Here is a 7,094-nt window from a genome sequence, read left to right as displayed (position 1 = left end):
GGCATCGCGCGGCACGCCGCAGATCGAAGTGAGCTTCGACATCGACGCCAACGGCATCCTGCACGTGGGCGCCAAGGACAAGGGCACGGGCAAGGAAAACAAGATCACCATCAAGGCGAACTCGGGCCTCTCCGAGGACGAGATCCAGAAGATGGTGAAGGACGCCGAGCTCAACGCCGAAGACGACAAGAAGAAGCTCGAAATCGTGCAGGCCCGCAACCAGGGCGAAGCCATGGTGCACAGCGTGAAGAAGTCGCTGAGCGAACATGGTGCCAGCCTGGAAGCCGCCTACAGGACGCGAATGGAAGCGCTCATCAACGAACTTGAAAAAGCCCTGACGGGCGAAGACAAGGCGGCGATCCATGAGAAGACCACGGCGCTCGAGATGGCAAGCCAGAAGCTGGCGGAGAAGATGCGTTCCGCCGCGCCGCCGAAGCCCGGTGCCGCCAGCAGCGCGCCTGCAGCCGACGACGTGGTGGACGCAGAAGTCCATGAGGTCAAGTAGCAGCGACCGGCACCCGTGAACTCAACGTGCGTTGTCGCACAGACGAGGGCAGGGCGAAGGCCAAGAATGGCCCGATGTCGTTCATCGTTGTCACGCAGCGAAGTGGGTCGGGGGACGCAACGCAACGCAGCAAAACCAGAGAGATCCCATGACGAGCAACCTTCCTCTTTCTACCGGCTGGAACGACGCATCGACGGAATGGACCGAAGTGTTGCGCGGGGGCGACCGCGTGCTCATTCGCCCGATTCATCGCGACGATGTCGACATGGAGCGCCGCTTCATCGAGGGCTTGTCGAATGACGCTCGACGCTTTCGTTTTCTGGAGTCGATGAATTCGCCCAGCGAGGCGCTGCTTCGCCAATTGACGGCAATCAATCCCGCGACCGACATTGCCTATGTCGCGGTGATCGATCAGGGGGCCAGGAACCATGAGGTCGGCGTGGCGCGTTTCAGTGCGCAGGCCGACGGCAAGGACTGTGAATTTGCGGTTGTGGTCAGCGACGGCTGGCAAAACAAGGGACTGGGCACGCACTTGATGTGGCATCTGGTCCAGGCTGCTCGGCGCAGGGGCATCACGCAGATGTATTCAAGCGATGCCCGGGACAACGAACTAATGCGCAGGTTCGCGGCGCATCTTCGGCTCGATCACATGTCCAACCCTCAGGACATGACCCAAGTTATCTACAGCTTAAATCTGGCAGATTCCTCAAGGCAACTGGAAGCTTGACAACGTTGTGGTGCTTGCGCGAGGCGTCGGCAGCAGACTGCCTGCGCTCGCAGATAGGTTCGCTCTGTCAGGGCCTTCACAAAGCGAACCTGCTGGGCTTGATCGCGCAAGGCAATCATGTTGCCGGTCCGTCGAATGCGCGCACCGTCCTTGCGCGTTTGGTGGCGGCCGTCTGTTGATTGCCGTCGAACATTGACCCATCGCCTCCTGGCAGAACAACGGTCGGTGGTCGATGTACTTGGACACGACCACATGCGCCATCAGGCCCGCAGTGGCGATGCCTTTGTCGATGACGGCCGCCGGCACCGGCGCCTGGATGAGCGTCTGGCATTTGACGCAAGCCCACTTGCCTCGCACAGGCCGCTCGACCGCGAAGCTGCCGGGCAGGAAGTGGAGCTTCTCCGAGATGTCTTCATCGATGCGCTTGAGCTGGCAGCCGCAACCCGGGGTGCGGCACGTGGTGAACGTCGCGCCGCGGCAGGTCAGATGGCAGTGGCTAACCCTAGGCGGTCGGTTTCTTTGCTGTCGTCTGAAGCGCCTCTACCTCGCGAGCCAAGGCTTCTAGGTCTTCGTCGATGGCCTCTTCGAGCAGGCTTTTTTGCTCGGCGCTGAAGCGCTCGGAGGTCGCAGCGAACTTCAACCGCTTGAGCACCGCCATCTCGTGGGTGAGCTTGGCATTGAGCGCTTCGGTGTAGCAAACTTGCGTCTGAAGCCGACGGGCCAGGGCGCATACCTCGGCCAGGCTCATGCCGGCGAAGGCGGGGTCGATGACGTCCGTTCCGTGGCTGCTGTTGCTGTCCATCACGGCGGCCATGATGCGGCCGGCCACCTGAGCACGCATCCGCAGATGCGTTAACTGCGCTGCTACAGGATGCTGATCACACCGGGCTCGCCGATGCGGTGCAAGGCAGTCCCAGGACGAGTGCCTCCAGTTGGGACCGGGTCGATGCGAGGGTGCTGCCGTCCTTGGGCCAGATGAACTTGCCTGCATTCAAGCGCCGAGCCGCGAGCCACACAACGATGCCGTCGTGCACCAGCACCTTCATGCGATTGGCACGTCGGTTGGCAAACAGGTAGGCATGGTGAGGTCGCGCTTCGCCCAGAACCTTGAACACCCGGCCGAGCGCCGACTCGGTGCCGGCACGCATGTCCAACGGCTCACAGGCAAGCCATACGGCGTCCACGCGGATCACATTTCGAAGCGCCCCGAAAAGGTGCGTTCGCGGAGCAAGAACGGCGTGTAGCGCCGCCAAATGCGGCAGACCGCGAAACTGGACCCGCGTCTAATGGGCAGTAGCTTCAGGTGGTTGGTGCTTCAGCAGGCTATTGGGCGAGCGTGCCCTCTGCTATGCGCTCGCAACCGCGTGGGGCGCTGAGCAACTCAGTTGCCGGGGCTGTTGTGTTGGTCCCCTTCCAAGCTTTGCACGCGTCACGGTCTGTTCTTTACCGCAGCGTTGAGGCCAGGTCGCGAACAGTCGTTCGAGGGATTTTTCCGATCGGACAAGAAAATTGCTGTGCACAATGTTGTACGGGTTTTTTTGAGCATTCTGTTGAAAAAAAGCCGTGCAAGTTGTTGATTTCATTGGGTAGGTTGTGTGTTTCCAATTTTCCGCGACAGCCTTTTGCCGGGGCATTGCGCGGGCACACGTGCATTGGCCGGCGCGCCGCGCCACAATGCGGGCGCGCAACTTGCATGTCAGGCTGCGCAGAGTAGAAGCGTTCAGCCGCACGACAAGCCCCCCTTGTTCGTTGCGGCAGGAAATTGCTCTTTCACGTTCGTCCCCACACGCAACACAGAAGGAGTCCACGCATGCTCGTTACCCAACAACCCGTCTTCCGCAAGTTCTGGCATGCCGTCATGCCGCTCACCGAACTGGCCCATGGCCCCAAGCCCTTTCGGCTGCTGGGCGAAGACATCGTTCTGTTCATCGACGGCACCGGCCAGCCCGCCGCGCTGCGCGACCGCTGCTGCCACCGCACCGCCAAGCTGTCGAAGGGCTGGTGCGTGGACGGTGAGGGCCAGGCCTGCGGCAGCGGCGCACTTCAGTGCGGCTACCACGGATGGACTTACGACCGCAGCGGCCAGGTGGTGCGCATTCCGCAGTACGAGCCCGACCGCAAGATTTCTCCCGACTACAAGACCACGGCCTATCACTGCACCGCGCGCTACGGTTATGCATGGGTGGCGCTGGAAGACCCGATCGCCGACATTCCCGCAATTCCGGAGTTCGAAGACGCGGGCTACCGCACGATCTTCCAGTTCTATGAAGAGTGGCAGACCAGCCCCATGCGCGCGCTGGAAAACTCGTTCGACAACTCGCACTTCAGCTTTGTGCACCGCGCCACCTTCGGCGTGGCCGCGAGCCCGAAGCCGAGCAAGTACGAGCTGGTGGAAAACGAGTCGGGCTTCTATGCGGAGACGGTCATCGAGGCGACCAACCCCGTGAAGTTTCATGCAATCAGCGGCGTGACCGACCCGATCACCACGCGCCACATGCGCAACGCCTACTTTCTGCCGTTCTCGCGCCGGCTGGACATCGAGTACCCGAGCGGTGTGCGACACATCATCATCAACTGCTTCACGCCCATCGACGACGGGCGCATGCAGCTGTGCCAATGGCTCTTTCGCAACGACACGGAGGCCGATTGCGCGGCGCAGATGCTGATCGATTTCGACGATGCGGTGACGCGCGAGGACAAGGACATTCTGGAGTCGACCGACCCTGATGCACTGGTCGATACGCGCCGGCGCGGCGTGGAGTACTCGATGGAATCAGACCGGCCGGGCATGCTGATTCGCAAGCACCTGATGCAGTTGCTGGCCAGGCATGGAGAGGCGGAAGTTCACCGTGGCATGGGACGCGCCGTGATTCCGATTGCAAACGCGATGGCCGTTCCGATGGCAGTTTCAACGCCCGAGGCGGCGTGAGCGCCTGCCCGCAACCGGTGTTTTCTTAGCGCGCCGCGGGCTGAACGAGCGTCAGGGGAATGCCGCGCCGCAGGTCCGGCGCGGGCAGCGACGGCTGAGGCAGGCACTCGAAGCCCGGTTTCGCAAACAGGTAGCCCTGGAACAGGCGCACGCCTTCGTTCTCCAGCCAACGCAGCTGCTCCAGTGACTCGATGCCCTCGGCAATCACGTCGATGCGCAGCTCGCGGCACAAGCCGACGATGGCACGAACGATCGATTGGCGCGGGCCGCTCATCTGAATCTGCCGCACCAGGGCAATGTCCACCTTGATCTGGTCAGGCTGAAACTCGGCCAGCAGGTTCAAGCCGGAGTACCCCGCCCCAAAGTCGTCGATGGCCACCTTCAGGCCTTGGCGCCGGTACACGTCGATCAACTCCGCGAACCGGCGATGGTCTTGAATGGCCTCGCTCTCCGTGACCTCGATGACGATGCGCTCCAGCGCAATGCCGCAGCGCCGTGCCACGGCCAGGGTGCTTTCCAGCACGCGCGGCGTTGTGACGGCGCTCTGCGGCATGAAGTTGAGGTTCAGGTTGCAACGAAGCCCCAGCCGGGCCGCCATTTCGATGGCGGTGATGCGGCCGTCCGCGTCGAAGCGATGCAGCTCTTCGGGCGGCACCGCGCTGAGCACCTGGAACGCGGATTCGCCTTGGGCCCCGCGAACGAGGGCTTCATAGGAAACCACCTCGCGGGCCAGCGTGTCGACTATCGGCTGGTAGGCATAGCTGCGGCCATGCGCGGACACCCACGGCGCCGGCGCGGCATCGGGCGACCGGCCTTGCGATGCACGCCCGGCAATGTTCTGCCGCCAGCGCCCGTCCGCGAAGGCGGCAACCAGCAGGCGCGCCTGGGGCGCGCTCAGGTCCATGAACGTGGCGCCGGCGGCAAAGAAGCTCTTGAGGCCGTCGATGGCGCCGAGTTCGCCGCGCGTGATGGTCATGTAGGACATGGACCACTCGGAGAAGGCACGCGCCTGCAGCGGCTCGCTGAGCACGCACACGATGTCGCCATGCCGTGCATCGCCGCGGATCTTCTCGAACAGGTGGTCGACGGCGGCCGGCGGGCCTTCCAGCAGCTGGAAGAAGTGCGCGCTGTCATACAGAAGAAAACCGGTGAGCCCGCGGCTTTCGTTGGCGCTGCTCGAACGCCGCATCAGCTCCGCCATGGCGGGCGGATCGAATGCTTGCTTCGCTTTGCTGACGTAGGCGATTTGGACGAGTGGCTGCATCAGATGACTCCGGAATCACAGAGGTTAGCGGCGAAATGGGTCGCGCAACTGCGAATCCAACACGATCATGCACGCCGATGGAGCGCGCAACTGCCGGGCCATGAAGGCTATCGGCTCGCGAGGCAGGATCTGAAGGGCCGGGGCCGCGGATCGGGCCCTTTATTTTTGCGGCACCAGGCCACGCGCCTGCTGGGCACCAGGCCACGCGCTTGCGGGGCGCCAGGCCCAGTGCCTGCGCCGTGTCAGGCGGTCGCGGTCGCCGGGTTCCGGCGTGGGGCGCGCGCAGCGCCCTGCTCGTAGCGGTCCATCGCAAGGCCGTCCGTGCGGATCTCGGGGCGCTGGCCCATCACCATGTCGGAGATGAGCTTGCCCGAGCCGCAGGCCATGGTCCAGCCCAGGGTGCCGTGGCCGGTGTTCAGAAACAGGTTGGGGTAGCGCGTGCCACCGACGATGGGCGTGCTGTCGGGTGTCATCGGGCGCAGGCCCGTCCAGAAGGTGGCGCGCGCCACGTCGCCGCCCGGGAACAGATCGGTCACCACCTTCTCCAGCGTGGCACGCCGTGCCGGGTTCAACCGCAGGTCGAAGCCGCCCAGCTCGGCCATGCCGCCCACGCGAATGCGGTTGTCGAAACGCGTCACCGCCACCTTGTAGGTTTCGTCGAGCACGGTCGACTGCGGCGCGAGCGATTCGTCGAGCAGCGGCACCGTCAGCGAATAGCCCTTGACCGGATACACCGGAATGTCCAGCCCCAGCGAGGCCACCGCGGCGCGCGAATAGCTGCCGAAGGCCATCACATAGCGGTCGGCCGTGAGCACCTTGCCGGTGGTAGTGCGCACACCCGTGATGCGGTCGCCCTCGGTCTGCAGGCCGTCGATGGTCTGGCCGAAGCGAAAGTCCACGCCCAGGCCGCGCGCAATCTCGGCAAGGCCGCGCGTGAACAGGTGGCAGTCGCCGGTTTCGTCGTTGGGCAGGCGCAGGCCGCCGGTGAGGCGCTCGCGCGCGCCGGCCAGCGCGGGCTCGACGCTGGCGAGCGCGTCGCGGTCGAGCAGCTCATAGGGCACGCCGCATTCCTTGAGCACCGCAATGTCGCGCTGCACCGCGTCCAGCTGCGCCTGTGTGCGAAACAACTGCAGCGTGCCGCCGGTGCGCTGCTCGTATTGCAGGCCGGTGTCGGCGCGCAACTGCTGCAGGCAACCGCGGCTGTATTCGGCCACGCGCATCATGCGTTCCTTGTTCACCGCGTAGGCCTCGGGCGAGCAGTTGCGCAGCATGGCGGCCATCCAGCGCAGCTGAAACAGCGTGCCGTCAGGGCGAATCGAAAGGGGCGCGTGCTTCTTGAACATCCACTTGATGGCCTTCAGCGGAATGCCCGGCGCGGCCCACGGCGTGGAGTAGCCGGGCGACACCTGGCCAGCGTTGGCGAAGCTGGTTTCCTCGGCGGGACCGCCCTGCCGGTCGAGCAGGGTGACCTCTGCGCCGGAGCGCGCCAGGTAGTAGGCCGTGGTGGTGCCGATCACGCCGCCGCCCAGAACAATGACTTTCATGGTGTATTCGCCAATTCAGATGGAATACAGCAAATCTAAAGTGCACAATGCCACTGATTCCATTGTTTTTATAAATTTGGCAGCGGAATCCACTGTCGAAAATAGCCCAATGCCACGCGCGAAGT

The 7,094-nt window shown here is 63.8% G+C and carries 8 protein-coding genes; 3 read left to right on the top strand and 5 right to left on the bottom strand.

Going from position 1 to position 7,094, the window contains the following annotated elements; translation table 11 throughout:
- Both VLK31_RS25650 and VLK31_RS25645 read left to right on the top strand, forming a co-directional pair.
- A partial coding sequence (locus VLK31_RS25650; RefSeq protein WP_409171287.1) for an Hsp70 family protein occupies window positions 1-505 on the top strand: 505 nt, incomplete at its 5' end.
- A 148-nt stretch (window positions 506-653) separates the two neighbouring features.
- Window positions 654-1,232 (top strand): GNAT family N-acetyltransferase, encoded by a 579-nt coding sequence (locus tag VLK31_RS25645; protein ID WP_409171286.1) that lies wholly within the window; start codon window positions 654-656, stop codon window positions 1,230-1,232.
- On the opposite strand, the gene VLK31_RS25640 is transcribed toward VLK31_RS25645, so the two are convergent.
- The 3 genes from VLK31_RS25640 to tnpB all read right to left on the bottom strand — a co-directional run bounded on the left by VLK31_RS25640 (window position 1,212) and on the right by tnpB (window position 2,416).
- Window positions 1,212-1,640 (bottom strand): hypothetical protein, encoded by a 429-nt coding sequence (locus tag VLK31_RS25640; protein WP_409171292.1) that lies wholly within the window; start codon window positions 1,638-1,640, stop codon window positions 1,212-1,214. The genes VLK31_RS25645 and VLK31_RS25640 overlap by 21 nt on opposite strands.
- Before the next feature lie 94 nt (window positions 1,641-1,734).
- Window positions 1,735-2,073, bottom strand: a complete 339-nt coding sequence (locus tag VLK31_RS25635; protein WP_409171285.1) for a transposase — start codon at window positions 2,071-2,073, stop codon at window positions 1,735-1,737.
- Window positions 2,074-2,110: 37 nt separating this feature from the next.
- Entirely contained in the window at window positions 2,111-2,416 is a 306-nt protein-coding gene (gene tnpB / locus VLK31_RS25630) for an IS66 family insertion sequence element accessory protein TnpB (RefSeq protein ID WP_409171284.1), read from the bottom strand.
- Between the two features lie 626 nt (window positions 2,417-3,042).
- Between tnpB and VLK31_RS25625 the strand changes: the two genes are divergently transcribed.
- Complete coding sequence (locus VLK31_RS25625) at window positions 3,043-4,161, top strand: Rieske 2Fe-2S domain-containing protein (RefSeq protein WP_409171283.1); 1,119 nt, start codon at window positions 3,043-3,045, stop codon at window positions 4,159-4,161.
- A 25-nt stretch (window positions 4,162-4,186) separates the two neighbouring features.
- On the opposite strand, the gene VLK31_RS25620 is transcribed toward VLK31_RS25625, so the two are convergent.
- Together VLK31_RS25620 and VLK31_RS25615 are read right to left on the bottom strand one after the other, a co-directional pair.
- The gene (locus tag VLK31_RS25620; RefSeq protein ID WP_409171282.1) at window positions 4,187-5,425 is read right to left on the bottom strand and encodes a diguanylate phosphodiesterase; all 1,239 of its coding nucleotides are present in this window, start codon (window positions 5,423-5,425) and stop codon (window positions 4,187-4,189) included.
- Window positions 5,426-5,667: 242 nt separating this feature from the next.
- Window positions 5,668-6,969 carry a D-amino acid dehydrogenase gene (locus VLK31_RS25615; RefSeq protein WP_409171281.1) on the bottom strand — a complete coding sequence of 434 codons (1,302 nt, stop codon included), beginning with the start codon at window positions 6,967-6,969 and terminating at the stop codon, window positions 5,668-5,670.
- Window positions 6,970-7,094: the final 125 nt, after the last annotated feature.

It is taken from the genome of Variovorax sp. H27-G14, from assembly GCF_046156345.1.
GTDB lineage: Bacteria > Pseudomonadota > Gammaproteobacteria > Burkholderiales > Burkholderiaceae_C > Variovorax.
Note: the sequence above shows the minus strand (reverse complement) of the source record. Positions and strands in the feature narration are given on the sequence as shown.

Excerpts from the sequence above, each read along its gene's own strand:
- VLK31_RS25645 (WP_409171286.1), top strand. The coding sequence starts at position 654 with ATGACGAGCAACCTTCCTCTTTCTACCGGCTGGAACGACGCATCGACG.
- VLK31_RS25635 (WP_409171285.1), bottom strand. The coding sequence starts at position 2,073 with ATGCGTGCTCAGGTGGCCGGCCGCATCATGGCCGCCGTGATGGACAGC.
- VLK31_RS25625 (WP_409171283.1), top strand. The coding sequence starts at position 3,043 with ATGCTCGTTACCCAACAACCCGTCTTCCGCAAGTTCTGGCATGCCGTC.
- VLK31_RS25620 (WP_409171282.1), bottom strand. The coding sequence starts at position 5,425 with ATGCAGCCACTCGTCCAAATCGCCTACGTCAGCAAAGCGAAGCAAGCA.
- VLK31_RS25615 (WP_409171281.1), bottom strand. The coding sequence starts at position 6,969 with ATGAAAGTCATTGTTCTGGGCGGCGGCGTGATCGGCACCACCACGGCC.